23 protein-coding genes are annotated in these 25,519 nt (G+C 33.4%); 20 read left to right on the top strand and 3 right to left on the bottom strand.

Annotation, left to right across the window (positions count from 1 at the left end; genetic code table 11):
* The first annotated feature begins 76 nt into the window (after nucleotides 1-76).
* The 10 genes from wecB (at nucleotide 77) to HALSAC_RS0105350 (ending at nucleotide 11,836) form a co-directional block, all read left to right on the top strand.
* Complete coding sequence (gene wecB, locus HALSAC_RS0105400; protein WP_027339400.1) at nucleotides 77-1,204, top strand: non-hydrolyzing UDP-N-acetylglucosamine 2-epimerase; 1,128 nt, start codon at nucleotides 77-79, stop codon at nucleotides 1,202-1,204.
* Between the two features lie 132 nt (nucleotides 1,205-1,336).
* Nucleotides 1,337-3,478 (top strand): SpoIID/LytB domain-containing protein, encoded by a 2,142-nt coding sequence (locus tag HALSAC_RS0105395; protein ID WP_027339399.1) that lies wholly within the window; start codon nucleotides 1,337-1,339, stop codon nucleotides 3,476-3,478.
* A 401-nt stretch (nucleotides 3,479-3,879) separates the two neighbouring features.
* On the top strand, nucleotides 3,880-5,850 hold the full coding sequence (locus HALSAC_RS0105385) for a hypothetical protein (protein WP_027339398.1): 1,971 nt from the start codon (nucleotides 3,880-3,882) through the stop codon (nucleotides 5,848-5,850).
* A gap of 12 nt (nucleotides 5,851-5,862) precedes the next feature.
* A complete protein-coding gene (locus HALSAC_RS0105380) occupies nucleotides 5,863-7,083 on the top strand; it encodes a DUF5723 family protein (RefSeq protein WP_027339397.1) in 1,221 nt (406 codons plus the stop codon).
* A 65-nt stretch (nucleotides 7,084-7,148) separates the two neighbouring features.
* Nucleotides 7,149-8,129: a hypothetical protein gene (locus HALSAC_RS0105375; RefSeq protein ID WP_027339396.1), complete on the top strand. Its 981-nt coding sequence runs from the start codon at nucleotides 7,149-7,151 to the stop codon at nucleotides 8,127-8,129.
* 198 nt (nucleotides 8,130-8,327) lie between these two features.
* Complete coding sequence (locus HALSAC_RS0105370; protein WP_027339395.1) at nucleotides 8,328-8,990, top strand: PrsW family intramembrane metalloprotease; 663 nt, start codon at nucleotides 8,328-8,330, stop codon at nucleotides 8,988-8,990.
* A gap of 129 nt (nucleotides 8,991-9,119) precedes the next feature.
* The gene (locus HALSAC_RS0105365; protein WP_027339394.1) at nucleotides 9,120-10,499 is read left to right on the top strand and encodes an NAD(P)/FAD-dependent oxidoreductase; all 1,380 of its coding nucleotides are present in this window, start codon (nucleotides 9,120-9,122) and stop codon (nucleotides 10,497-10,499) included.
* Nucleotides 10,500-10,741: 242 nt separating this feature from the next.
* Nucleotides 10,742-10,981, top strand: coding sequence for an AbrB/MazE/SpoVT family DNA-binding domain-containing protein (locus tag HALSAC_RS0105360; RefSeq protein ID WP_027339393.1), 240 nt, complete (start codon nucleotides 10,742-10,744; stop codon nucleotides 10,979-10,981).
* A gap of 162 nt (nucleotides 10,982-11,143) precedes the next feature.
* Nucleotides 11,144-11,383, top strand: coding sequence for an AbrB/MazE/SpoVT family DNA-binding domain-containing protein (locus tag HALSAC_RS0105355; protein ID WP_027339392.1), 240 nt, complete (start codon nucleotides 11,144-11,146; stop codon nucleotides 11,381-11,383).
* Nucleotides 11,384-11,581: 198 nt separating this feature from the next.
* Nucleotides 11,582-11,836 carry an AbrB/MazE/SpoVT family DNA-binding domain-containing protein gene (locus HALSAC_RS0105350; RefSeq protein WP_027339391.1) on the top strand — a complete coding sequence of 85 codons (255 nt, stop codon included), beginning with the start codon at nucleotides 11,582-11,584 and terminating at the stop codon, nucleotides 11,834-11,836.
* Between the two features lie 59 nt (nucleotides 11,837-11,895).
* Here the strand turns inward: HALSAC_RS0105350 and HALSAC_RS0105345 are convergent, their stop codons facing one another.
* Complete coding sequence (locus tag HALSAC_RS0105345) at nucleotides 11,896-12,411, bottom strand: TlpA family protein disulfide reductase (protein ID WP_027339390.1); 516 nt, start codon at nucleotides 12,409-12,411, stop codon at nucleotides 11,896-11,898.
* A 125-nt stretch (nucleotides 12,412-12,536) separates the two neighbouring features.
* Between HALSAC_RS0105345 and pcrA the strand changes: the two genes are divergently transcribed.
* The 4 genes from pcrA to HALSAC_RS0105325 all read left to right on the top strand — a co-directional run bounded on the left by pcrA (nucleotide 12,537) and on the right by HALSAC_RS0105325 (nucleotide 16,770).
* On the top strand, nucleotides 12,537-14,651 hold the full coding sequence (gene pcrA / locus HALSAC_RS0105340; RefSeq protein ID WP_027339389.1) for a DNA helicase PcrA: 2,115 nt from the start codon (nucleotides 12,537-12,539) through the stop codon (nucleotides 14,649-14,651).
* Between the two features lie 215 nt (nucleotides 14,652-14,866).
* Nucleotides 14,867-15,787, top strand: a complete 921-nt coding sequence (locus tag HALSAC_RS0105335) for a manganese-dependent inorganic pyrophosphatase (protein ID WP_027339388.1) — start codon at nucleotides 14,867-14,869, stop codon at nucleotides 15,785-15,787.
* A 158-nt stretch (nucleotides 15,788-15,945) separates the two neighbouring features.
* Nucleotides 15,946-16,320, top strand: coding sequence for a hypothetical protein (locus HALSAC_RS0105330; protein WP_027339387.1), 375 nt, complete (start codon nucleotides 15,946-15,948; stop codon nucleotides 16,318-16,320).
* Between the two features lie 33 nt (nucleotides 16,321-16,353).
* Nucleotides 16,354-16,770 carry a ferritin-like domain-containing protein gene (locus HALSAC_RS0105325; RefSeq protein ID WP_027339386.1) on the top strand — a complete coding sequence of 139 codons (417 nt, stop codon included), beginning with the start codon at nucleotides 16,354-16,356 and terminating at the stop codon, nucleotides 16,768-16,770.
* A gap of 88 nt (nucleotides 16,771-16,858) precedes the next feature.
* Here HALSAC_RS0105325 and HALSAC_RS0105320 read toward each other — a convergent pair whose 3' ends face one another.
* Entirely contained in the window at nucleotides 16,859-17,533 is a 675-nt protein-coding gene (locus tag HALSAC_RS0105320; protein WP_027339385.1) for a potassium channel family protein, read from the bottom strand.
* A gap of 338 nt (nucleotides 17,534-17,871) precedes the next feature.
* On the opposite strand from HALSAC_RS0105320, the gene ligA reads away from it, so the two are divergent.
* From ligA to HALSAC_RS0105290, 6 genes are all read left to right on the top strand, one after another.
* Nucleotides 17,872-19,851: an NAD-dependent DNA ligase LigA gene (gene ligA / locus HALSAC_RS0105315; RefSeq protein WP_027339384.1), complete on the top strand. Its 1,980-nt coding sequence runs from the start codon at nucleotides 17,872-17,874 to the stop codon at nucleotides 19,849-19,851.
* Nucleotides 19,852-20,115: 264 nt separating this feature from the next.
* Complete coding sequence (locus tag HALSAC_RS0105310; RefSeq protein ID WP_027339383.1) at nucleotides 20,116-20,553, top strand: peptidylprolyl isomerase; 438 nt, start codon at nucleotides 20,116-20,118, stop codon at nucleotides 20,551-20,553.
* 207 nt (nucleotides 20,554-20,760) lie between these two features.
* Nucleotides 20,761-21,048, top strand: coding sequence for an Asp-tRNA(Asn)/Glu-tRNA(Gln) amidotransferase subunit GatC (gene gatC, locus HALSAC_RS0105305; RefSeq protein ID WP_027339382.1), 288 nt, complete (start codon nucleotides 20,761-20,763; stop codon nucleotides 21,046-21,048).
* A 97-nt stretch (nucleotides 21,049-21,145) separates the two neighbouring features.
* Nucleotides 21,146-22,606, top strand: coding sequence for an Asp-tRNA(Asn)/Glu-tRNA(Gln) amidotransferase subunit GatA (gene gatA / locus HALSAC_RS0105300; RefSeq protein WP_027339381.1), 1,461 nt, complete (start codon nucleotides 21,146-21,148; stop codon nucleotides 22,604-22,606).
* 275 nt (nucleotides 22,607-22,881) lie between these two features.
* Nucleotides 22,882-24,330 (top strand): Asp-tRNA(Asn)/Glu-tRNA(Gln) amidotransferase subunit GatB, encoded by a 1,449-nt coding sequence (gatB, locus tag HALSAC_RS0105295; RefSeq protein WP_027339380.1) that lies wholly within the window; start codon nucleotides 22,882-22,884, stop codon nucleotides 24,328-24,330.
* A 377-nt stretch (nucleotides 24,331-24,707) separates the two neighbouring features.
* Nucleotides 24,708-24,950: a helix-turn-helix transcriptional regulator gene (locus HALSAC_RS0105290; RefSeq protein ID WP_027339379.1), complete on the top strand. Its 243-nt coding sequence runs from the start codon at nucleotides 24,708-24,710 to the stop codon at nucleotides 24,948-24,950.
* Here the strand turns inward: HALSAC_RS0105290 and HALSAC_RS0105285 are convergent.
* On the bottom strand, nucleotides 24,947-25,519 hold a 573-nt coding region (locus HALSAC_RS0105285), incomplete at its 5' end, for an IS3 family transposase (RefSeq protein WP_027339378.1). The genes HALSAC_RS0105290 and HALSAC_RS0105285 overlap by 4 nt on opposite strands.

The following is a 25,519-nucleotide window of genomic DNA, read 5'->3' as shown; positions in this document are numbered from 1 at the left end:
AGACTCTTCCTTTAGCCACCTAGTATAAATACTCCCAACCTCCATATACTAATAAAAAAGGTATACGGAGGTTGGGATGGATAAACTAAAGGTAATGACAGTCTTTGGAACGAGGCCAGAGGCGATTAAGATGGCACCGGTAATTAAGGCGCTTAAAAATGAAAAGGAGATCAAAACTATAGTAACGGTAACGGGTCAACATCGGGAGATGCTAGACTCGGTTTTAAAGACATTTTCTATAAATACCGATTATGATTTGGATATTATGGAGAAAGAACAGACCCTATCTTCAATTTCTTCTAAAATATTAGATAGATTAGACCATATTATAGTTAAGGAATCTCCAGACTTAGTCTTAGTCCATGGAGATACGACTAGTACTCTGATGGCTTCTTTGGTAGCTTTTTATCATCAAGTAAAGTTGGCCCACATTGAGGCGGGTTTAAGAAGTGAGGATAAATATTCACCTTTTCCGGAAGAAATTAACAGGAGATTGGTAGGGGGATTGGCTGATGTACACTTTGCCCCAACTTTAAAGGACAAGGGTAATCTTTTAAAAGAAGGGATAGCAGAAAGTAGTATAGTTATAACAGGTAATACAGTTATAGATAGTCTTTTATCTACTGTTGATAGTACTTACTCTTTTAATGAAAGAGTTTTAAGGAAAGTGGATTTTACTAAGAAGGTAATACTTTTGACTTTACATCGCAGGGAGAATTTAGGATCTCCAATGAAAGAAATATTTAAAGCAATTAAGGATATAGTTGAACAAGATGCTGAAGTTGAAGTTGTGTACCCTATGCATTTAAACCCTAAAATACAGAAGTCTGCTAAAGATTATTTAAAAGATGTGGAAAGAGTTCATCTACTACCACCTTTAGACTATAAAGATTTTGTAAATTTAATGGCTAAATCATATTTTATTTTAACCGATTCAGGTGGTATCCAAGAAGAAGGCCCAAGCCTTGATAAGCCTGTTTTGGTTCTTAGAGATAATACTGAACGAATAGAAGGTTTAGAAGCAGGGTGTTTGAAATTAATTGGTCGGGACAGAGAAGGTGTAGTTAAAGAGGTTGAAGCTATCTTAAATAGTCAGAAAGAGTATAAGAAAATAGCCAATGTTAATAATCCTTATGGTGATGGAAAAGCTAGTGAGAGAATCCTTGAGAAAATAAAGGAACAAAGAAAAAGTTCTAGAATTTAATTTTATTTATTTTAATATCAATTATTTACTAGTAACTGAACTTAATGTGATAACTAAAATTAACATTGCTCCTTGTGATTAAGCACGGTATAATAGGATTAAATAATTCTATAAATTAGAAGGTGTGATTTTATGAAAAATATTCTAAAAGAGATTAAGGATAAAGATTTTAAGATTCTATTGACTGGTGTTATTGTTATATCATTTTTGACATCAGGTTTATTTGCTTATTATACTCAGGCAAGCCTGGGGGATGATGAATTAGAAAATGAAGTCAAGAGTGAACAAGAAGCAGAAGATATTCTAACAGAGAAGAAGATAGAGTATGATATCTCTGAACTTTTAGTTGAAGCTAGAGATTTATATTACTCTGGTGATTATAATGGTAGTATAGAGAAGTACAATGAAATCTTAGGCTATGAGAATAATAAGAGGGCTAGAGGAGACTTAGCAGCGATTTATGAAGAGTTAGGTAATTATGAGTTGGCCCGTAATGAGTACAAAGAACTTTTAATTTTGGATAATCAGCCTAAGTATAGGTTAGATTTAGCAGCTGTCTATTATAACTTAGATGAGTTATTAATAGCAGAGGAATTATTAAAATCAGTTGTAAATGATGATGAATCAGAAGGCTATGTATTAAGGGATTCATATTATCAATTGAGCTTAACAGAAAGTAGAAGGGCCAACTATGACAAGGCTGAAGCTTATATATTGAGATCACTTGAGTATGAAGAATTTGCAATTGGATATCGTCAATTAGGAGATGTGTACTTTGCTTTAGAAGATTATCAAGAAGCTGTAAATTCCTATAATAGAGCTACAAGAATTGATGGTAGCTTAGTTGGAGTTAATAAGAATAGAGGTATAGCTTATCTTCATTTAGAGGATTATGCAAGGGCTTCTCAGCGCTTAAAGCAAGCTGCTGCGGAAAATAGAAGTGATCGAGAGGTCGATGAGATATTAGATATATTAGAGGCTGAACACCCTCAGTATTTTGTAGATGAAAGAAGAGTACTACCTGAGGAGATCCAAAGACCGATTCCTGAAAATGTAACTTTTAAAGATATAGAACCTTTAGAAGTTCAAGGTGAAGAAATTAGAATAGGTATAAAAAATGAAGAAGAAGAGATCTACTTTAGGGTAGGTAGTGACTTTGTTGTTGAATATAATGAAGAGATTATTGATGAAGGGAGAAAGGGAGACTTATTGAAGGCAACCTTTGTAAATGGAAAGTATAACCTAGAGATTGGAGAAAAAATAATTTCTTTTGATGAAGCACTTGTGATTCGTCCTAAGGAATATGCTCCAATTCTACTTCATAATGTAGTCTATGGTAGAGGATATTACTGGGGAGGTCTAGAGGATCGTCAATATCGAGGTGCTTTAGAGCTTCTACCAAGGGATAATGGTATTACAGCTATTAACTTGGTTGGATTAGAGGAGTATCTGCTAGCAGTTGTACCTTCTGAGATGCCAGCTTCTTGGGGAGTAGATCCTTTAAAGGTACAATCAGTAGCAGCTAGAAGCTATACTATTAATAATTTAGGTAGATTTAGAGCTAGAGGGTATGATTTATGTGACACTGTTATGTCTGCTGCTTACGGAGGGATTAACAAGGAACACCCTAATGCTACTCAAGCAGTAGTTGAGACTGTTGGAGAGATTGCAACCCATAAAGGTAGGGCTATTGATGCTGTTTATAGCGCCAACTCTGGAGGCCATACTGAAAATAGTGAAGATGTTTGGAGTGGTAAGGTTCCTTATCTAAGGGGGGTATCTACTGGTGTAGGTAATATAGGTGAATCAGAATTTCCTCTATCTCCAATGGAGTTAAAGGATTGGTTAAGGCAGAGACCAGAATCTTACTCAGGAAATCCCAAATATACACCTGCTAGAAATTATCGCTGGCAGAGGTTTGTATCTATAGAGTATCTAGAGGATAGACTAGGTATTGAAGGGATTAAATCTGTAACTCCAACGGCTAGAGGTTATGCAGGAAGTATAACATCATTAAAAGTAGTTGGTGAATCAGAAGAGAGAGAATTTAGGAATAATTTACGATCTCGTTTTGGGGGATTAAGGAGTAATCGTTTTTGGATCCAACCACAATATCAGCAAGGAGAGTTGATAGGATACAAGTTCTATGGTAGTGGCTGGGGCCATAGCGTAGGAATGGATCAGGTAGCTGTTCCTTCAATGATCGAAGCAGGCCATAGTTATATAGATATTATTAAACACTTCTATACTGACATTGAAATTGAAAAGAGATAAAGGAACAAAGAAAAAGGGCAAGGGTAGCTTAAGCTACCCTTGCCCTTTTTCTTTGTTTTATTGCTGTATCTAAAATTCCAAAGAAGGTTTATGAAATTTTTTGGAGAAGTATATAAATATATTGGAGATATAAGTGTTAATATTAGATAAAAAAACTAAAGAAGATAATTTTATAGTTAGGTTAGGAGGGGAATATGCCAAAAAAGATAGACTTTAAGAAGTACTTAGGTATTTACCCTGATACTTCTGGTTTATATCCTCAAAAGCTAAAGAAGAAGGAATGAAGGTTGTAGATATTGGATATGCTTTATTTGCTTATGATGTGGTACATCGTGAAGGCAGCTTACATTAGTTTTATAGGGTTAGGGTTATAAATATTAAACAATAAGGGGTGAGTAAAAATGAGAAAAAATTTAAAACTATTAATAATAGGGCTTCTGTCTGCTTTATTATTGATAGGGTGTTCACAAAATGATAGAGGAACTTGGGGCCCAGCTTGGGATTTGGCTTTAGATATCCCACTAATTGGGGATGAGAAAGAGACGGTTGCAGAGATGTTAGAGGATGTAGATGATTTAGATTTAAGTGGGGAAGTTGTTAAATTTAGTTATCAAGATGAGATAGAAGAGGTTGATTTTGGAAGTGAGTTGGACAAGGTTACAGAGGATTTGCCAGAATTTAATGACACTATTAGTTTTGGTGCAATCGAAGTCCCTGCCATTGAGGAGTTGCCATCGATTGAGGGTATAAAAATAGTGGGTGGTTTGACTGGTGATGAAGGTTTATCAGATTTAGATGATCAACCAGAAGACTTTTCTTCAATAGAATTTACTATGTTTGAAAAGATAGTATTTAGTAATAATGATTCAAATAAAATGAAAGTAACTGTTACTAATAGTGAAGGACATAATGTAAAGGTTAAAAGTCTTACTTTAACCTTTAAATCTGGTGATGAAATTATAGGAGAAAAAGTTACTATTAAAGAAATAAATTCTGGAGATTCAAAATATTCTTATTGGGATCTAAGAGAAGCTAGTTTAGGAGATAGAGTAGATATTGAATTTAGTATAGAAACTTCCGAAGATTTTGAACAAGGTGAAATAGATATCGAATTTAGTTTTGAAGATGATATAGAGGTGGAAAAAGTAACTGATCTTGCTATTGATAATATTAATGACAGTATAACTGAAACAGTAAAAATTGAAGAATTTCCTGCTGGAGTAGAAAATATTAGCTTTGCAAGTGGAAATTTAGCATTAAATATTGTAGGTTTAGAAGAAACAGGACTTAAGCTTAACTTAGAGAGTTTTGAACTAATTAATGATGAGCAATTTTTGTACTCTAAAGACGGGAAAATTAACCTAGCAGGTAAAGCTATTAATTTAGGTGAAAATTTAGAGTTCAAGGTGAAAGCTAGCCTTTTAGCAGAAGGAACTATAAATTATGACAGTGCTAATAGCAAAATAGATGTTATAGGTGGGTTTAATGATGTTCAAATAGCATCTATAGATATCAACTTAGCTCAATTTGACTTAGAAGATATAAATGGAACTATAGAGGAAGATAGCATTGAGGTACCAGAAGAGTTATTTAAGGTTGAATTTAGTGATGATGTAGAATTAGAACTCTTTCTAGAAGGTTTAGAAGATTTAGGAATAAGCTTAGATTTATCAGAGGTTACTTTTACTGCTTATGATGAAGGTGAGAATCCAATCGAAGGTAAGAGCTTTAATTTAGGAGAAGTTAACGATAAAGTATCATTAACTGCAGAGGACAGTGATTTATTGGACTTATTAACTACTGAAGGTGTAGATACTATCAAGTATGGTGGAGACTATAGTATTAAGTCAGAGGGTACGGCTACAATAACTTCTGATACTAAGGTTAAAATCTCTTTAAATGCTCAAATTCCAATTCAGTTAACTTTAAAGGAGAATATAGAGCATCGCTTAGACCCAGAAGAAATGGATAGCTTAACTAGTGATGAGGTTGAGATAATAGAAGAAGGGATAAAATCAGCTAGGCTAAGAGGGCAAATAAATAATCAACTGCCAGTTGGAATTACTTTAGAGTTTTATGTCGGTAGTGTTTCTAATTATGATGATGACGATGGGTTAAAGGATCAGCTTTATCAAGAAGAAAATAAGCTAGCAACTAGGGTTGAACTTAAAAGAAGAACTAATGATGAGAACTTTGAAGTGGTCTTTGATACAAAAGAAGCCAATCGTTTTAAAGAAGATAATTTATATGTAGGGGCCAAAGTTATAATTCCAGAGGGTGAGATGACGTTAGATCCAGATGATTATATTCAAATTAAGAACCTTCGCGCTAGCTTAGTTTATAGTGTAAATCAAAGAGATCTTAATAAATAGGAGGTGAAAGGTATGTTAAAAAGAGATAAAATATTAACTTTAATTGTTGTATTGGCGGTATTTGTAGCTTTAGCCCCAGAAGTTTTAGCTTCTACGGCTAAGAATGTAGCTTTTGGTGATGATTTTGTAACTTTGACTGGAGCGGATGCTTTGTACTCTAATCCAGCAGGTGTTAACGCTGGTTCAGAAAGGTTTACTTTAGAGCTTGGCACTAAAGTTGGGCTATGGAACAATCTTTTATACAATGACTATATTAGTGACGAGGAGAAGGATGATCTTTTAGCTGGTATAGAAGATGGTTGGTTAGTAGGTTTGGATACTAGAACGGGAATGAAGTTGATTGTTGGCCCTGTAGGGTTATTTGCTGATGTGAAAGGGGAGGCCATTTTGGAGTTGGCCCCTGATATTGGCGAATTAATTTTAAAGGGTAACGAGATTGATAAGGAATATAGTTTTGATAGTAGTCAAGGTTATGGCGGTATTTATGGTGATGTTGGTTTTAATCTTTCTTTAAGAGCACCTCAAGATTTGATTGAAGAGTGGGGAGTACAAGATCTTTATGTAGGTTTTACCTATCATTATTTAGAAGGAATGATATTTAATTTTGAAGGCGATGGAAACATTAAATTTAATTATGGTGATAAGGCAAATGAATTTGTAACTGGAGATGGTGGATTTAAGGTTAGAAGCAGTACTGAAGACGATTTTGCAACAGGTTCAGCCTTAGATATAGGTGCTCGGGCTAGACTTAATGACAAATATAGCATCGGATTTAGTGCTATGAATATAGGTTCATTAAGTGCAAATAAAATTGAGTACATTGAATATAAAGCTTTATTTGATGAAGAAGGTGAGTTTGAAGAATTTGAAGAGGTATATAATGAACAAAGAGATGAGAAGATTGAATGGGTTCTTCCTTCTACTTATAGATTAGGAGTGCAAGTAGATCAAAGAAGTTGGTTAACTTTATTTGCTGATTATTCTTATACTAACTATTATCAGCAACTTAATGATCATAGATTTTCTACCGCGGTTGAGATTGCTCCATTAAGGTTTTTGCCTTTAAGAACAGGTTTTAATTATTCAACATTAGAAGGTAGAACTAAATGGGCAGGAGGGTTTGGCTTTTATTTAGGGCCAATTAAAGCAGATGTAGGTGTTTCTGATCTTAAAGGGTTATTTAATAATTCTGAAGGTGTTGAAGGGGCATTTAACTTCAGGATACAATTTTAATTCTTGAATAATTTTATTCTAAGTTAAGTGATTCTTTAACAAAAAAATTAAAAGGGCTGGTGCTGATGAAGAAAGAACACTTAGAAGAAGGTTTAATTGAAGAAGGAAGTGAAGAAAATTCTTCAGTTTCAGATAATAGGTATTTATTGATTCGTGGAAAGTTAGCTTATGGTAGTAGAGTTAAGAACTATGGCCTATTTTCTTTTCTTTTAGAAGAAGATAAGGAAAAGGTCTTAAAGGTGGAATTGGTTTTAGGAGGAAATGAGGCCATTTCTAAATTAGAATTATCTTTTAATAATAATGAAGATTTTGATGAGGCTTTATTAACAATTACTAAAGAAGGTGATTACCAAAGAACTAATTTAATTAATGGGTTAAAAGAGGAACTTAGCGGAGAAAAATCTAAAGAAATATTCTCTCTTCTTTGCAATTCCAAGAAAAATGAGGTTGAAGAGATTATCGAGGAAAAGCTAGCAAATTTACTCCAAGAACAGACTGATGTTGATATCTGTAGTAAATTTTTTAGTAGAGCAGAAATGGGATCTTTTTATCCTGATTTAATGGCTGATCCTGAAGAAGAAGGAAGTGAGAAAAAAGGTATAAATGATGATGAAGAAGATAGTTCAGAGGGGTCTGATTTAGATATTAAACTTAATTGTTTACCTATTATCTCACCTGTTAAAGGGCAGAAGGCTAGTAAATTAAATATAGGTGATAAAGTTATAGTTAAGCTCAATGAAGATACAGGAATTATTAAGAATATAGTTGAACTTTTAGAAGATGAAGAGGGTAATATCAAAGGGGATATTGTAGAAATAGAATTTAATGAGGATTTAAAACGTTATAATATTTTATTGCAATTTAGAGAAAATATTTTTGGGAATTTAGTTTTAGATCCTGAGCTTAAAGTTTTAGTAGAGAATAGAAATAAAACAGAGAATAAAGAAATGGCTAATAAGAATATTGATAAAGGTATAGTTATAATATTTTCTGCTTTCTTAGTTCTTCTTACTTTATTAGTAGTAATTATAGGGATGTTGTTTTAAAAAAGTATCGGCACTTAATTAAGTGCCGGTACTTTTTATATTTTTTATACTTTTAATAAGTTTAGGGTTTTGATTTTTAGTTGACTACTGATAGTCAAATTTATTGTTTATTAATTTAGATTTTAGATATTATATATAAGGAATAAGATATCCAAGTTACAGATATAATAATTAAAAAGGTTATTTAGGAGGAAAGCGATGCGATTATTCTGGTTATTATTAATCTCTTTTCTGCCAGGCTTATTATGGGTTTATTTTTTTTATAGAAAGGATAAGTATGAGCCTGAACCAAAGAGGCTGGTGCTGCTAGCTTTCTTTTATGGTGCTTTGGTTGTTATCCCTGTAGGAATAATTGAAATGCCTTTTGCTCCTTTGATCTCGCAACCACCGAATTTAATGGTATTATTACTTTTAACAATTGGAGTTATTGGTTTGGTAGAAGAGTTTGGAAAGTTTGCTGTTATCAGATATACAATATATAATTCTTCTGAATTCAATGAGGTTATGGATGGAATAGTATATTCAATAGCAGCTGGATTAGGTTTTGCAGCATTTGAAAATTTATTGTATGCTTACGTCTTTGGTTATCAAGTTGGATTGATTAGGGCTATAATAACTAGTTTGATTCATGCGTCTTTCTCTGGAATAATGGGATATTATTTAGGTAGAGCTAAATGCGAAGGTAAGCCAAATTTAATTTATATAGGTTTGATCCAGGTAATTTTACTTCATGGTATTTATGATTTCTTGGTCATAGGTGGGATGTTACCTAATTATGGAGTTTTTTTATTAGTTGCTTTATTTTATATTTACCTAGCCCAATTAATAAAGATGGCTTTGTTAGCATCTCCATTCCGATAAATACGAACATTCAAAAAGAATTAAGCTAATAAAATTAGCCTTTGTTTGACTAATCCCGAAAAATATGGTATTATAAGTAGTGTTGTTCAGAAATAATGCGAACGTTATCATTTTTTAAGGGGTGGTTTAATGAGTTTGTATGATGTAGTAATTGTAGGTGCAGGGCCGGCAGGTATCTTTACTGCTTTGGAGTTGATAGAAAATTCGTCTTTAAAGATTTTGATTTTAGAAAAGGGTAGGGATATATATAAGAGAGATTGTCCTATGAAGTCTAAGGATATAAATTGTGTTAAATGTAAGAATTGTTCAATTGTATGTGGATGGGGAGGCGCTGGAGCCTATAGTGATGGTAAGTTAACCTTATCAAATGAGATTGGTGGTAATTTAGATGATTATATAGGTAAAGAGAAGTTGGCTAAACTAATATCATATGCTGACAAAGTTTATAAGAAGTTTGGAGCTCCTGAAAGGGTCTTTGGCCCAGATGAAGAGACTATTAATGAGATATATGATGATGCAATTAAAGCGGGATTAAAATTCATTCCATCTAAGATTAGACATTTAGGAACTGGACATAGCAAAGAAGTATTGGCTAATATGAAAGAATATTTAATAGAACAAGGTGTTGAGGTTAGGATAGGAGTCAAGGTAGAAGAAATATTAACTAAAGAAAATAAGGCAATTGGAGTAAGAACTAGTAAAGGTGAAGATATCAAAAGTGAAGTTCTTGTAGTAGCACCAGGTCGAGAGAATGCAGAATGGCTTAGTAATGAAGCACAAAGATTAGAAGTAAATAAGACGATTAACCCAGTAGACATAGGTGTAAGAGTTGAATTACCAGCTGCTGTAATGAATGATCTTACTGATATCTTATATGAATCAAAGTTTATTTATCATTCACCTACCTTTGATGATAAGGTAAGAACCTTCTGTATGTGTCCTAATGGTGAAGTTGTGAATGAAAATAATAATGGTTTGATTACAGTAAATGGTCATAGTCATGCTACTAGAAAGAGTAAGAATACTAATTTTGCCCTTTTGGTAAGTAAGACCTTTACTGAACCTTTTAAAGAACCAATTACTTATGGTAAGGATATTGCTAAATTAGCTAACCTTTTAGGTGGAGGGGTTATAGTACAAAGACTAGGTGACTTTTTAAATGGAAGAAGGTCGACTCCTGAAAGGATTAAGAGAGGTTTGGTGGATCCTACATTAAAGGATGCTACTCCTGGTGATTTGAGTTTAGTTCTTCCTTATCGCCATTTAAAGGCTATAGATGAAATGTTACAAGCTTTAGATAGGTTAGCTCCAGGTGTTTATTCTAGAGATACCCTTTTATATGGTGTAGAGGTTAAATTTTATTCTTCGCGTTTAGAGGTTAATAACAGCTTAGAAACTAAAATTGAAAATCTTTATACAGCCGGTGATGGAGCAGGAATAACTCGCGGTTTAATGCAAGCATCATCATCAGGTATTGTAATAGCCCAAGATATATTAAAGAAAGTTTAAGGGAATTCCTTAAACTTTCTTTTTTTATATAGTTAGTAATTTTTTGTTATTTAACATTTAATGCGATATATTATTATATATAATATTTATAAAGTTATTTTTTATTATTTAAGAAGTGAATTTTAACAATTTTTAAATTTATGGGAAAAGTATTGACACAAGTTGGAATAATTGATATAATTCATATGTAAGAAAAATGTCGAAAAGTGTCTAAAAAACAAAAGAAAGAGGTGCAATATTTTATGAAATCAACAGGTATTGTAAGGAAAGTGGATAACTTAGGTAGGATTGTAATTCCGATCGAGTTAAGAAGAACTTTGGGGATTGATATAAAAGATCCATTGGAAATTTATGTAGACGCTAATAAAGTTATCTTTAAAAAGTATGAACCAGCTTGTACTTTCTGCAATAATGCTGGGGATGTAACAGAGTTTAAAGGAAAGATAGTTTGTTTAGAATGTTTGGATGAAATAGCTAACTAATACAAGTCATTTCATAAGTAAAAACTTATTAGCATTTATAAGTAATTAGTGCAAAAAAATTCTTGGAAAAAATATCTTGACATAAGTTGGACTAACTGATATAATTTATCCAAAGAAATGTCGAAGCGTGTCTTATAAAATAAAAAAGGAGGAGTGAAATATATGAAATCAACAGGTATTGTAAGAAAAGTGGATAATTTAGGTAGGATTGTAATTCCTATCGAATTAAGAAGGACGTTAGGGATTGATATCAAAGATCCGTTAGAGATTTATGTAGATAGTGATAAAATTATATTTAAAAAATATGAGCCGGCTTGTATCTTCTGCGGTAACGCTGGAGATGTAACTGAATTTAAGGGCAAGGTTATCTGTGAAGAATGTCTAGGTGAGATGGTTGGTTAGTTAGTTTGATCATTATACTTAATTCAAAATACAAATTTTGTAATGATGTGGTTAAATGGGGGCTTTTTAGTTTTAGTAATAAGAAGATCCCCCTCGATAAGGTATAAGCAAGTTATCAACGAATTAAGAATCACATTTTAAAATTCTAAAATCGTGATAGACTATCATAAAATAATATCCTAAAGGGGGATAATAGAAATGAAATCAACAGGTATTGTAAGAAAGGTAGATAATTTAGGGAGAATGGTAATTCCAATCGAATTAAGGAGAACTTTAAACATTGACACTAAAGATCCATTGGAAATTTATGTAGATAATGATAAGGTTATTTTTAAAAAATATGAGCCAGCTTGTACTTTCTGTGGCGAAGCAGGAGATACAGTTGATTTTAAAGGAAAGATTATTTGTTCTGGATGTTTAGAAGAGATGGCAGAAGAACTTAAAGGTGCATAAATTAACGTTCTAAAATAACTAATAGCAGTAAGTTGGACAAGCCAACTTACTGCTATTAGTTATTTTAGATAAGTATTGATTAATTTCTCTAGTTTTAACTCATTTATTAGACCATATTTAATTGTAGGTTCTCCATAGGGTTTATAGAAGACTAAAGTTGGAATTGTACTTATCTGCATTTTTTCTGTTAATTCAACCTTTAAGTCGATTAATAAGGGGAAATCTAATTTATATTTTTCTTTGATATCACTTAGTTGATTATGATCTATATTACCAATAGCAATTGCTAAAATATCAATATTTTCTTTGTGATCTTGATAGATATTATTTAAAGCTTTTAATTGTAATTTGGAGCTTTTAGATTGAGGAAGCCAGAACACTAAGATTGAATCCTTTTCTATCTTATTTATCTTAAATTGATTCTCCTTTATATCGTGTATAACTACCTCTGGTAAATAGACTTTTTCTTCAGTATCAGTTTTAGGTCTTCTGTTGATAATAAGGTATATGGTTCCTCCGATTAAAAAAGATATTATCAAAATAAATATTATGAAGATGATAATAAGTTTTTTCATTTACAAACCTCCTTCTCTTAAAAGGTATGATTTTCTATCCTTTAATATGACCTATGAATTAGACAAGAAGATAATTTTAATATATAATATACAAATAAAACCTATCCGTCAATAAGGGGGATACTATGGATATATTATCTGATTTAAATGATAAGCAACAAGAAGCAGCAATACATAATATAGGTCCTTTGCTAATTTTAGCAGGGGCTGGAAGCGGAAAGACTAGAGTTTTGACCTATAGGGTGGCAAATTTAATCTATGAATATGGTGTATCTCCAGTAAATATTTTAGCTGTAACTTTTACTAATAAGGCTGCTAATGAGATGAAGGAGAGAGTAGAAAAACTAGTAGATAAAGATAGTAAAGGAATGTGGATTAGTACCTTCCATTCAATCTGTGTTAGGATATTAAGAAGAGAGATTAAAAAGGTGGGTTATGAATCTAACTTTGTTATATTTGATACTGCAGACCAAAGAACTTTAATTAAGAATATCTTAAAGGATTTAGATATAGATCCTAAGAAGTTTAATCCTAGAGCTATATTGGGGAGTATAAGCAGTGCTAAAAATCAACTTATCTCTGCCCAAGATTATGAAGAGAATAATTACTTTGAAAGTACCGTTGCAGGGGTATATAGGGAATATCAGAAACGATTAAGGGCCAACAATGCCTTAGATTTTGATGATCTGATTATGAAGACGGTAGAACTTTTTGAAGAATACCCATTAGTTTTAGATCATTACCAAGAGAGATTTAAATATATTATGGTAGATGAGTATCAGGATGTTAACTATGCCCAATATAGATTGGTCTCTTTGTTGGCCCAAAAATATAGAAATATCTGTGTAGTTGGCGATGATGATCAAGGGATTTATGGATTTAGAGGTGCAGATATTACTAATATCCTAAGCTTTGAGCAAGATTATCCCGATACTAAGGTGATTAAGTTAGAGCAGAATTATCGTTCTACTAAGGTGATTTTAGATGCAGCATTTAATGTAGTTTCTAATAATTTAGACCGTAAAGAGAAGAGGCTATGGACTGATAATGATAAAGGTCATCCTTTAACTTTATATAAGGCTTCTAGTGGTAGTGATGAAGCCAAGTATTTATGCAGCCAAATCAAAGAGCTTAAAGAAGAGGAAGGTTATAAGTTCTCTGATTTTAGTATCCTTTATAGAACTAATGCCCAATCCCGTGTTTTAGAGGCAACCTTGATGAAAGAGAGAATTCCTTATAAGATAGTTGGTGGCCTTAAGTTTTATGATCGAAAAGAGATCAAAGACATCTTAGCTTATTTAAGGGTTATTTATAATCCAGAAGATCAGTTGAGCCTAGAGAGAATTATCAATGTTCCTAAAAGAGGGATTGGGTCAACGACGGTTGGGAGGTTAAAGGATTTTGCTCAAGAGGAAGGAATTAATTTATTAGATGCTATCTATATAGTTGATCAGATATCAACTATAAGTAGTCGTTTTGCTAATAAGGTTAGAGGCTTTGGTGAACTAATAGAGGAATTAAAGGGAGTAGCTAAAGAGAATGATGTTTTATCCTTAACTGAAGAAGTACTTAAAAGAAGTGGTTATAAGAAACAATTAGAGCTAGAGAATACAATTGAAGCTCAAACTAGGTTAGAAAATATTAAAGAGTTATTAGCTTCTATGGAGGAATTTATTAGTGGTGAAGTCGAAGCTAGTTTAGAAGAATACTTAGAGGATGTTGCTTTAACCTCTGATATAGATAAATTAGATGAGCAGGCAGATGCCATTTTGCTAATGACCTTACATAGTGCCAAAGGGCTTGAATTTCCTGTTGTCTTTTTAGTAGGAATGGAGGAAGAGTTATTCCCACATATTAGATCCTTAGAATCACAAGAGGATATTGCTGAAGAGAGAAGGCTATGTTATGTAGGTATAACTCGAGCCCAAGAAAGGTTATACTTAACTCACGCTACCTATCGCAAGGTTTATGGTTCAGTACAATATAATCGACCTTCGCGCTTTCTGGCAGAGATTCCAGAGGATCTTTTTAGAGGAGATGAGGAGATAAAGGTAGAAGAGGTAGTTGAGAAGAAAGGCTATGATTTTGGTTTAGGTGATAGAGTTATTCACCAAAGCTGGGGCCAAGGAACAGTCATTTCCTTTGATAAAAGTGATGGCTTAGAGAAGGTGACAGTAGCCTTCCCTGAGAAGGGTGTTAAAGAGTTAGCGTTGGAGTATGTTAAACTGAAAAAAATATAGTTTAAAATTGATAATTGATAATTGATAGTAAAGATCTTGAAGTGAAAAAAGTTAATATATATTTATGATTTTTTTAGTATAAAGGATTTGTTTTTTGAAATCTAAAACTGAAATTATTATATAAATAGAAATTTTATAATTGTTTCAGCTTTTGACTTATAACTATCAATTATCAATTGACAACTATCAATTAATAAAAAGGGAGGAATTTGAAAATGAAGACTTATGTTGTAGGACATCAAAATCCAGATACAGATTCTATCTGTGCTGCAGTTACTTATGCTAATTTAAGAAAGGAATTAGGAGAAGAGGTTGAGGCTATTCGATCTGGTAAGATCAATGCTGAGACTGAATTTGTTTTAGATAAATTTGAGGTAGAAGCTCCTAAATTAGTTAAAAAGTTAAAAGGTGATGAAAAGGTTGTTTTAGTTGACCACAATGAAATGAGCCAAGCTATCTCAGGCTTGGATATGAATCAGATAGTTGGTATAGTTGATCACCATAGATTGGGTGGAATTGAGACTGATGGGCCAATCTTCTTTAAAAATGAGACTGTTGGTTCTACTTGTACAATCATAACTAAGTTATATAAAGAAAATGGTGTAGAGGTTAGTGATCAGATGGCTGGGTTGTTATTATCAGCTATTCTCTCAGACACAGTTATTTTCAGATCACCAACTTGTACAGATGTTGATAAGGAGATTGCTAAGGAGTTGGCTAAAAGGTTAGATCTTGATATTGAGAAGTACGGAATAGAACTATTTAAAGCCGGTTCTGTAATAAGTACATTATCTCCAAGAGAGATTATAGAGAATGATTATAAAGAGTATGAATTTGCTGGTGATCTTATTGGTGTAGGGCAGATTGAAATTATGAGTTTAAGTGAGATAGATGAAGTTAAAGAAGATCTATTAGAAGCTATAGAAGAGATAGTTGAAGAGAAAGGTTATAAGTTCTTAGTTTTAATGGTTACAGATATTATAGCAGAAGGAAGCCTTTTGTTATTCAATAACGAAGCAAATAGTGATATCTCTCAAGCCTTCTCAGTAGATGTTAAAGAAACTGAAGTTTACCTAGATGCTGTATTATCAAGGAAGAAGCAGGTTGTACCTGTCTTATCTGATTATTTAGCTTAATAGTAATAAAGTTTTACAGCATACGATTATATATAATAGAGAGAATAAAAAACTGGGCCAATGGCCCAGTTTTTTATTTGACAAGGTAAAACAGTTTTGCTATAATAATAACAGTAACTATTACTATTAGTTGAATATTCAAGGATTGGAGGGGTATAATGTTTGAAATACCGAAGTATAAAGTTCTAAAATCATATAATTTAGCTAGAGGAGCCTGTCTAAAGTGTGATAATCATTTTGATATCTCATCAGCTTGTATGTTAGATAAGGTTAAGTCTAATTTGCTTAATTATAGTAAGTATGAGAAGAGGTTAGATGAGAAGTTTATTAAAGAAAGCTTTGATTTCTCGGATGAGAAAAATTATGAGGAAGATAAGCTAGAAGAGATCTATGAAGCAGTAAATAATTGTTGTGAACATTGTGGTACATACCATACAAAAAAGTGTTTTTTAAATAATACAAGAGAAGCATTACAGTTAATGCTTTATGGAAATATAATCCCATGGGATGGGTTTGAGTTTAAGAATAATTAATTCCAAGTCAATAATTTAAAGGAGGAGATATAAATGGAATTTGTTACTGAGAATGAATTAGGTATTGCTAAGGATACGAAGTTAGAGGATGCAGTGGAGATGAACTTTGATGGTGAAACTAAGGAAGCAGGACTTTATTTTGCTATGGCTCGTCAAGCCCAAAGAGAAGGTTATCCTGAAATTGCAGAGGTTCTTAAAAGAATTGCTTTAGAAGAACTTGATCATGCGTCTCGTTTTGCTGAATTAAATGCTAAGATTGGAGCTACTAAGGAAAATTTAGAGCAGATGTTAAGAGGTGAGCAAGGGGCCAATCGTGCTAAGCATCAGGCTGCTATGAAGGCTAAAGAAAAGGGGATTGATACTTTAAGTGGTTATTTTGAAGAGTCTGCTAAGGATGAGGCTAGACATGCAACTATGCTAAAAGGATTACTTGATAGATACTTTGGATAATATAAAAAGAGTAGGTCTTGGATAAAAATTATTCAGAACCTACTCTTTTCATATTATAAACTAATGGTATTTTTTTAGGTTATATCAATTATACTACTTTTTTATTTTCTCCACCAGTTAGTAGTTCATTTAGTTGTTCTTCAGCTTCAGAATTTGCTAAAGCAATTATAGTATCTTTAGCTTTAATTATTGTGTTACCACGTGGTACTATCGCTTCATCCCCCCTTAAGATTGTTATCAAGATTGCTTCATCAGGGATATGAATATTCTTGACCATAGTATCTTTAATTGGGGATAATTCATTTATTTGAATATAATGCATCTTTAAATCTTTGACACTATCAGCCCACAGATTTGAGTTCTTTTTAATCTCAATTTCATCTTGAATTAATCCTAACATTAATGAAGTAGAGCTTATAACTTGATTTACTCCTAACCATTCAAATAATTTTTCATTTCCAGGGTTATTGACCAAAGTTAATGTTCTTTTCACATTAAATTGTCTCTCGGCTAATTGGCAGATTACTAAGTTATCTTGGTCATTACTAGTAACTGCAACTACAATATCAGATTTTTCAGCTCCAGCTTTTTCTAAGAACTTTTTTTGAGTACCATCACCTAACACCACTTCTACTTGTAGTTCTTTTAGCTTAAGAACTTTATTCTTATCTGATTCAATAACTTTTACACTATGACCAAATTCATGACAGTATTTAGCTAGTTGATAACCCTTTTTACCTCCACCAACAATAATAATTTTCATACTTTAACCTCCTTGCCAAATTAGGCTTAGGGAATTTCCTTTCAAAAAACAAATCCACCAATATTATACTATATTAATAAAGTAAATGCAAAGAATCTGACATATATTTGAAATTAAGTAGCACTAGCGCACTACTAGTCGTCAGTCATCAGCTAAGATTAAGACCTTAATCCTTTTAGCTGACGACTGAAAGCTGATAGCTGTAGAAATAAAGCTCTGCTTTATTTCTACATAAATGAAGGATTTTTTACTTCTATCTCTAAGTTAATAATTTGAGATGTATGATTATAGTTGTTTTTAGATATAATAAAGGTTAATGTCTACTAAGAGGTGGTTAGATGGAAGAGATAAAAGCAGAGTTAGAAGAGTTAAGAGAAGAGATTAATCGGCATGATTATTATTACTTTGTCTTAGATAAGCCTAAGATAAGTGATAGAGAGTATGATAAGATGATGCAGAGGTTAGTAGAGTTGGAGGAAGAATATCCAGAATTAATCACTCCAAATTCACCTACCCAAAGAGTTGGTGGAGAGGCTATAGACGAATTTGCTAAAGTTGAGCATAGATATCCAATGCTTAGTCTAGCCAAGTCTTTCTCTCAAGAGGAATTACGGGACTTTGATAACAGGATTAAGAAGATTGATGAAAATATAGAGTATGTAGTAGAGTTAAAGATTGATGGTCTTTCTGCTTCTTTAATCTATGAAGGTGGAAAACTGACCCAAGCTGCAACTAGAGGGAATGGAACTATAGGTGAGGATATTAGCCATAATATAAGAACATTAAAATCAATTCCACTAAGGTTACAAGAAGAGATTGATTTAGAGGTTAGAGGGGAAGTTTACTTTCCAAAGGATAAGTTTATAGAGTTTAATAAAGAGCGAGAGAATTTAGGGGAAGATCTCTTTGCTAACCCCCGAAATGCTGCAGCAGGATCAATGCGACAGTTAGATCCCAAGGTGGCTGCTACTCGTCCTTTAGATATCTTTATTTATGACTCCCCTAATATAGAAGGTAAATCCTTTGAAAAACATAGCTATAGATTAGATTACTTAGAGGAGTTAGGTTTTAAAGTTAACCCTCAAAGAAAAAAGTGTAAAGATATTGATCAGGTTATTGATTATTGTGAGTATTGGACTGACCATAGAGAAGAATTAAATTATGAGATTGATGGGATAGTAATAAAGGTAGATAAATTGGCTTTGCGTAATGATCTAGGAAGAACTGCTAAGCACCCACGGTGGGCTATAGCTTATAAGTTTCCAGCTCAACAAAAGGAGACAAAGGTTAAAGATATAGAGATAACTGTAGGTAGAACTGGAGCATTAACGCCAACAGCTATCTTAGAGCCGGTTTTATTGGATGGATCTATGGTAGGTCGGGCTACTTTACATAATCAAGATGAAATTGAGCGCAAGGGTGTTAGAATTGGAGATAAGGTAATTATCCAAAAAGCAGGGGATATTATTCCTCAAGTTGTGAAGGTGTTAAAGGATAAACGATCAGGTGGTGAGAAGAAGTTCTCTATTCCTAAGCAGTGTCCAGTCTGTGGAGCAGAAGCTGTCCGCCTTGATGGTGAGGTTGTTATTAGTTGTACTGGAGGAGCTTGTCCTGCTAAGTTAAAAGAAGAGATTATCCACTTTGTCCAAAGAAATGCTATGAACATTGAAGGTGTTGGCCCTGCTTTAATAGAGCAATTATTAGAGAATAAGCTAATAAGTGATATAGGTGATCTATATTCTTTAAAGAAGGAAGAGCTGATGAATTTAGATAGGATGGGTGAAAAATCTAGTCAAAATGTCCTTGATGCTTTGAAGAGAAGTAAGGATAACTCTTTGGCTCAGGTTCTATTTGGTTTAGGGATTCGCCATGTTGGAAGTAGAGTTGCTCAGGTGTTGGCCCAAAACTATGATAGCATCGATAAGGTTGCTCAAGCAGGTGAGGAAGAACTTGGAGAAATCAACGAGATTGGGCCAAAGATTGCTCAAAGTATAGTCAGTTATTTCTCTCAAGAGCAGAACCTTAAGATAATAAAGAAACTTAAAGAAGCAGGAGTTAATCTTGAACCTGAAAGTTTAGAGTTAAGCAACACTTTAGAGGGAAAGAAGTTTGTAGTTACTGGAACTCTAGAAGAATTCACCCGTAAAGATGCTAAAGAAGCTATTACAAAACTGGGAGGAAGGGTAACTTCTTCGGTAAGTAAGAATACTGACTATGTTGTAGTAGGGGAGAATCCAGGATCTAAGTATGAAAAAGCCCAGGAGTTAGGCATTGAAATTTTGGACGAGAAAGGCTTTAGAGATATAATTGATAGTTGAAATTGATAGTAATAAAGTGGCACTTTCGTGCCACTAGTAATGGGTAATGAGTGAAGAGTAATGAGTAAAGTCAAAATCTCAAAACCTCTTATAAGTCTTAGGTAACAAAGGGGTTTCTGTTTTTTTAAGGTTTTACCCATTACTCATTACTGATTACTCATCACCAGTAATAAAGCGACACTTTATTACCTATTAAGCATCACTTTAATATTAGCACAGCGCATTTTTATAATTTTTAATAACTTTATTTAAGGGGGATTTATAATGAGAAAAGCGATAATGGAGACTGAAAAAGGAACTATGGAGATTGAATTTTATGAGAAGGATGCACCAAATACAGTAGATAATTTTTGTAAATTGGCTAAGGATGGATTTTATGATGGGTTGACTTTTCATAGAGTAATACCTAATTTTGTTATTCAAGGAGGATGTCCAAAGGGGACAGGAACTGGTGGTCCTGGTTATACTATAGATTGTGAATTGGATGGAGATAATCAATACCATGATCGCGGAGTATTGTCAATGGCCCATGCTGGGAGAAATACTGGTGGATCTCAGTTTTTTATCTGCCATAGTAGAGATAGAACTGCTCACCTTGATGGGAATCATACTTGCTTTGGTAAAGTTGTAGAAGGCTTAGATGTTATTGATGATATTAGAGCAGGGGATGTTATTAAAGAGGTTAAGATAGTAGAAGAGTAATGAGTAATACCTTGAAAAGATTGAAACTCCTGTGTTGACCGGGGTTCATAAGAGATTTTTAGGTTTTGACCTTACTCATTACCTGTCACTCAATACTAGTGGCACGATCGTGCCACTAGTATTGTCCATGATAAGTAATTATGATATAATGATTAATTAGTTGAATTCGTTGATGTTTTAATATAAATGAAGAGAGGGTGATTAAGGATGAAGATCGATAAGGAGACTGTTGAGAAGGTTGCTCATTTGGCCCGTTTAGAGGTTAATGAGGAGGAGAAGGATACTTTTGCTCATCAATTAAGTGATATTTTAGATCACGCTGAGAAGTTAAATGAGTTGGATACTGATGATGTAGAGCCTACTGCTCATGTTTTACCAATTAAGAATGTCTTTAGAGAAGATAAGGTGGAAGATTCTTTAGATAGAGAGTTGGCATTATCTAATGCTCCTGATAAAGACAAAGGTATGTTCAAGGTTCCTAAGATTGTTGAATAAGCTAGAAGAGCAGAGAATAGATAAGAAAGAACAAAGAGATTTTGAACTTTAGCTGACAGCAGATAGTTGATAGCTAAAATATAAGGAGGGAATTAAGATGGAATTATACAGATTAACTGCCCATGAGCTTCATAAGAAGTTAGTAAATGAGGAAGTTAGTGCAGAAGAGATAGTAGAATCGGTTTATGGTAGAATTGATGAGGTTGAAGATAAAGTAAATTCTTACATAACTTTGACTAAAGAGGAGGCTTTAAAAAAAGCTAAAGAGGTGGATGAAAAGATTGCCAATGGGGAGAAGGTTGGCCCGTTAGCAGGTATTCCTATTGCTATTAAGGATAATATGTCTACTAAAGGTGTTAGGACAACCTGTGCATCTAAGATATTACATAATTATAAACCACCTTATAATGCAACTACAGTTGAGAAATTATTTGATGCTGATGCAGTTATGGTAGGAAAAGCTAATATGGATGAGTTTGCTATGGGTTCTTCTACTGAAAATTCAGGAATGAAGACTACTACTAATCCTTGGGATTTAGATAGAGTTCCTGGCGGATCAAGTGGAGGATCTGCTGCAGCTGTAGCAGCTGACGAAGCAATAATCTCTTTTGGTTCTGACACGGGTGGTTCAATTAGACAACCGGCTGCTTTATGTGGAGTTGTCGGTTTGAAGCCTACTTATGGTTTAGTTTCTCGTTTTGGATTAGTAGCCTTTGCTTCTTCATTAGACCAGATTGGTCCTTTTAGTAAGGATATTAGAGATTGTGCTTTGGCTATGAATTATGTTGCTGGTCATGATAAGATGGATTCTACTTCTGCTCAAGTAGAGGTACCAGATTATACTAAGGCTTTGGGTAAGGATATTAAAGGAATGAAGATAGGTGTTCCAAGTGAATATTTTGGTGATGGTATTGATAAAGAGGTTAAGGATGCAGTTTGGAAAGCGATTAATAAGCTAGAAGAGTTAGGAGCCGAATATGAAGAGGTCTCTTTACCTCATACAGACTATGCTTTGTCGGCTTATTATTTAATTGCTCCAGCTGAGGCTAGTTCGAATTTGGCCCGTTATGATGGTGTAAGATATGGCCACCGCAGTGAAGAGGCTAATGGTTTAGTTGATATGTATAAGAAGACTAGAAGAGAAGGTTTTGGTGATGAGGTAAAGAGGAGAGTAATGCTTGGTACTTATGCTTTAAGTTCAGGTTATTATGATGCTTACTATAAGAAAGCTCAAAAGGTTAGAACTTTAGTTAAACAAGATTTTGAGAGGGCTTTTGAAGAGTATGATGTTCTTATTTCTCCAGTTACTCCAACTACAGCCTTTAAGATTGGAGATAAATCAAATGATCCATTACAAATGTATTTATCTGATATCTGTACAATTCCAATTAACTTAGCTGGTATTCCAGCTTTATCTATGCCTTGTGGTTTAGATAGTAAAGGTTTACCTATTGGTTTACAGATAATGGGGAATCATTTCGAAGAAGAGAAGATATTCCAAGTTGCTTATGCCTTTGAACAAGAAACGAAGCATCATAAGGAAAAACCGAGTTTGTAGGTAGGTGTAAGTGAATTGTTTTAAAATTATTTAAGTTGAATTTTTTTTGAATTAAAGTTTGAATATATCATACAAGTTATATAAGATTTCAAATATAGTAATGTTTGCCCAAACAGTTACGCCTAGGGCAAGACATATAGGGCTGTCCCTACATTGTATTGTTAAAATGAAATTATATAATTTAAAAAGTATGTGTTAAATGGAAAGTATATTAAAACCGGGCCAACAACTATTAGCCGTTGGCCAGTAGCTAAAAAAGTGGAGGTGTAGTTTTTATGTTAGATGGTTATGAGATGACGGTTGGGTTGGAAATTCATGCTCAATTAGATACTAATACAAAGATTTTCTGTAGCTGTAAGAACGAATTTGGTGGAGAGCCAAATACTCATACATGCCCTATTTGTTTAGGGTTACCAGGTACTTTGCCAGTCTTAAATGAAAAGGCAGTAGATTATATTATTAAGGCAGGTCTTGCTTTAAACTGTGAGATAGCAACTTTTAGTAAGTTTGATAGAAAGAATTATTTCTATGCTGATCTACCTAAAGCTTATCAGATATCTCAATTTGATCTTCCTTTCTGTGAGGATGGAGAAGTTAAGATTAATCCTGAAGGTGAAGAAGAGATGATAGTAGGAATTACTAGGATTCATTTAGAAGAGGATGCTGGTAAGTTGAATCATGATGGAGACATTTCTAATGCTAATTCTAGTTTAGTAGATTATAATCGTGTGGGAACTCCTTTAATTGAGATTGTAAGTGAACCAGATATTCACTCTCCTGCTCAAGCAATTGCTTATTTAAAGAAGATAAGAAGTATCTTAGAATATATAGGAGTTTCAGATTGTGATATGTCTCAAGGGTCTATGAGGGCTGATGTTAATATTTCAATAGCTCCAGTTGGCTCTGATAAATTAGGAACTAGAACTGAACTTAAGAATATGAACTCCTTTAAGGCTATTGAGAAGGCGCTTTATTATGAACCAAAGCGTCAAAAGAAGGTATTAGAATCTGGAGGAGAGATTGTTCAAGGTACTATGACTTGGGATGATGAAGCAGGTAAGACTAGAGCTATGCGTAGTAAAGAGGAGGCTCATGACTATAGATATTTCCCAGAGCCAGATTTAGTACCAGTTGTTGTTGATGACCAATGGGTTGCTAAGATTAAGGAGGAGATACCAGAGCTTCCAGACACTCGTCAGAAGCGTTATGTAGAAGAGCTTGGTATTCCTGAATATGATGCAGGTGTAATTACTGCTGATCGCCAGATGGCAGACTTCTTTGAGGGAGTTGTAAGTGATTATGACAATGCTAAAGCTGTTAGTAACTGGATGATGGGAGATTTCTTAAGGTTACTCAATGAGGAGGATATAACAATCTCTGAGGTGAAATTTGAACCTAAAGATTTGGCCCAGATGCTTAAGTTAATGGATGACGGAATAATTTCTAGTAAGATAGCTAAGACTGTATTTGAAGAGATGTTTGCAACTGGAAAGACTCCTGATACCATCGTAGAGGAGAAAGGGTTAAAACAGATTAGTGATTCTTCTGAATTAGAGAATATAGTTTCTAAGGTACTAGAAGAGAATCAAAGTGCTGTTGATGATTATAACAGTGGTAACAAGAATGTTATTGGATTCTTAGTCGGTCAAACTATGAAAGCAACTCGTGGAAAAGCCAATCCAGGAATGGTAAATAAGATTTTAAGAGAAAAGTTAGAAGGGTAGATTTTTTAGAAGGGGCGTCTCATTTGGAGGCAGCCCTTTTTTTATAGTTTTGGTTTGAAAATTTACTTCTGATTTTGCAAATATCATTTAATTTATATTCACTTTGTAAAAGCACGCTGATAGAAGCAGTTTACAGATTATCTTTAAAAGCAGCATCAGGGGGAGATAAAGAAACTAAGGCTAGTATAGTATAACAAAGAATAAATAATAAAATTAGTTAAAATATTCTTGCTTCTAGAACCAAAGTTTAGAGTTGATTTTAATTTTGCTTTTGTGTAAAGTGGTTAACTTGAGGATGAGTATGCCTAAATTAGGCATTGTAAGTCAAGATAATATGTTGATATTCTGTTATGATAAGGTTAGGAGGTGTATATATTATGAAATCATGGGAGTCAGTACAAGAAACTTTAAATTTTATTGAGGACAATTTATCAGAGGAAATTGGAATTGAACAATTATCACAGATGGCATATCTTTCACCCTTTTATTATCAAAGGTTGTTCAGATGTTTAGTGAATAAGCCTGTAATGGAGTATGTAAGGCTTCGCCGGTTGGCCAATGCAGCTGAGACTTTAACTAATTGTAGTGATCGTATTATTGAGGTTCCCCCATTAAATTAGACACTAAGTTTAGTGGCTTTTCTCTCGTTTTCGTATTTTTCTGGACTTTTATAATTTAAAGTCGAGTGCATTCTAAATCTATTGTAAAAGACTTCAATATATACAAATATATCTCTTCTTGCTTGAGCTCTTGTTATATAGTTATTATGATGAATTAATTCTGTTTTCAATGTTCCAAAAAAGCTTTCTGACACTGCATTATCCCAGCAATTACCCTTACGACTCATTGATGATTTAAATCCATTTTCAATTAATAGTTCTTGAAATTCTATACTAGCGTACTGACTTCCTCGATCTGAATGAAATATAAGTCCTCTTGAGACTTGGCGATTGTTTAGAGCCATATTAAGAGCATTTATTACAAGATTCTTTTTCATTGTGCTATCCATTGACCAACCAACAACTTTACGAGAATATAGATCTATTATGACAGCAAGGTAAAGCCAACCTTCCTGAGTAGGAATATATGTGATGTCTGAGACCCAGACTTTATTTTTTGAGTATACATCAAATTCTCGGTTAAGAATATTATCTTTTATTGGCAGGCTATGATTAGAATTTGTTGTAAC

The sequence above is a fragment of the Halonatronum saccharophilum DSM 13868 genome (genome assembly GCF_000517025.1).
Taxonomy (GTDB): domain Bacteria; phylum Bacillota; class Halanaerobiia; order Halobacteroidales; family Halobacteroidaceae; genus Halonatronum; species Halonatronum saccharophilum.
The sequence above is the reverse complement of the archived record's forward strand: the minus strand, read 5'-3'. Positions and strand labels throughout refer to the sequence as shown.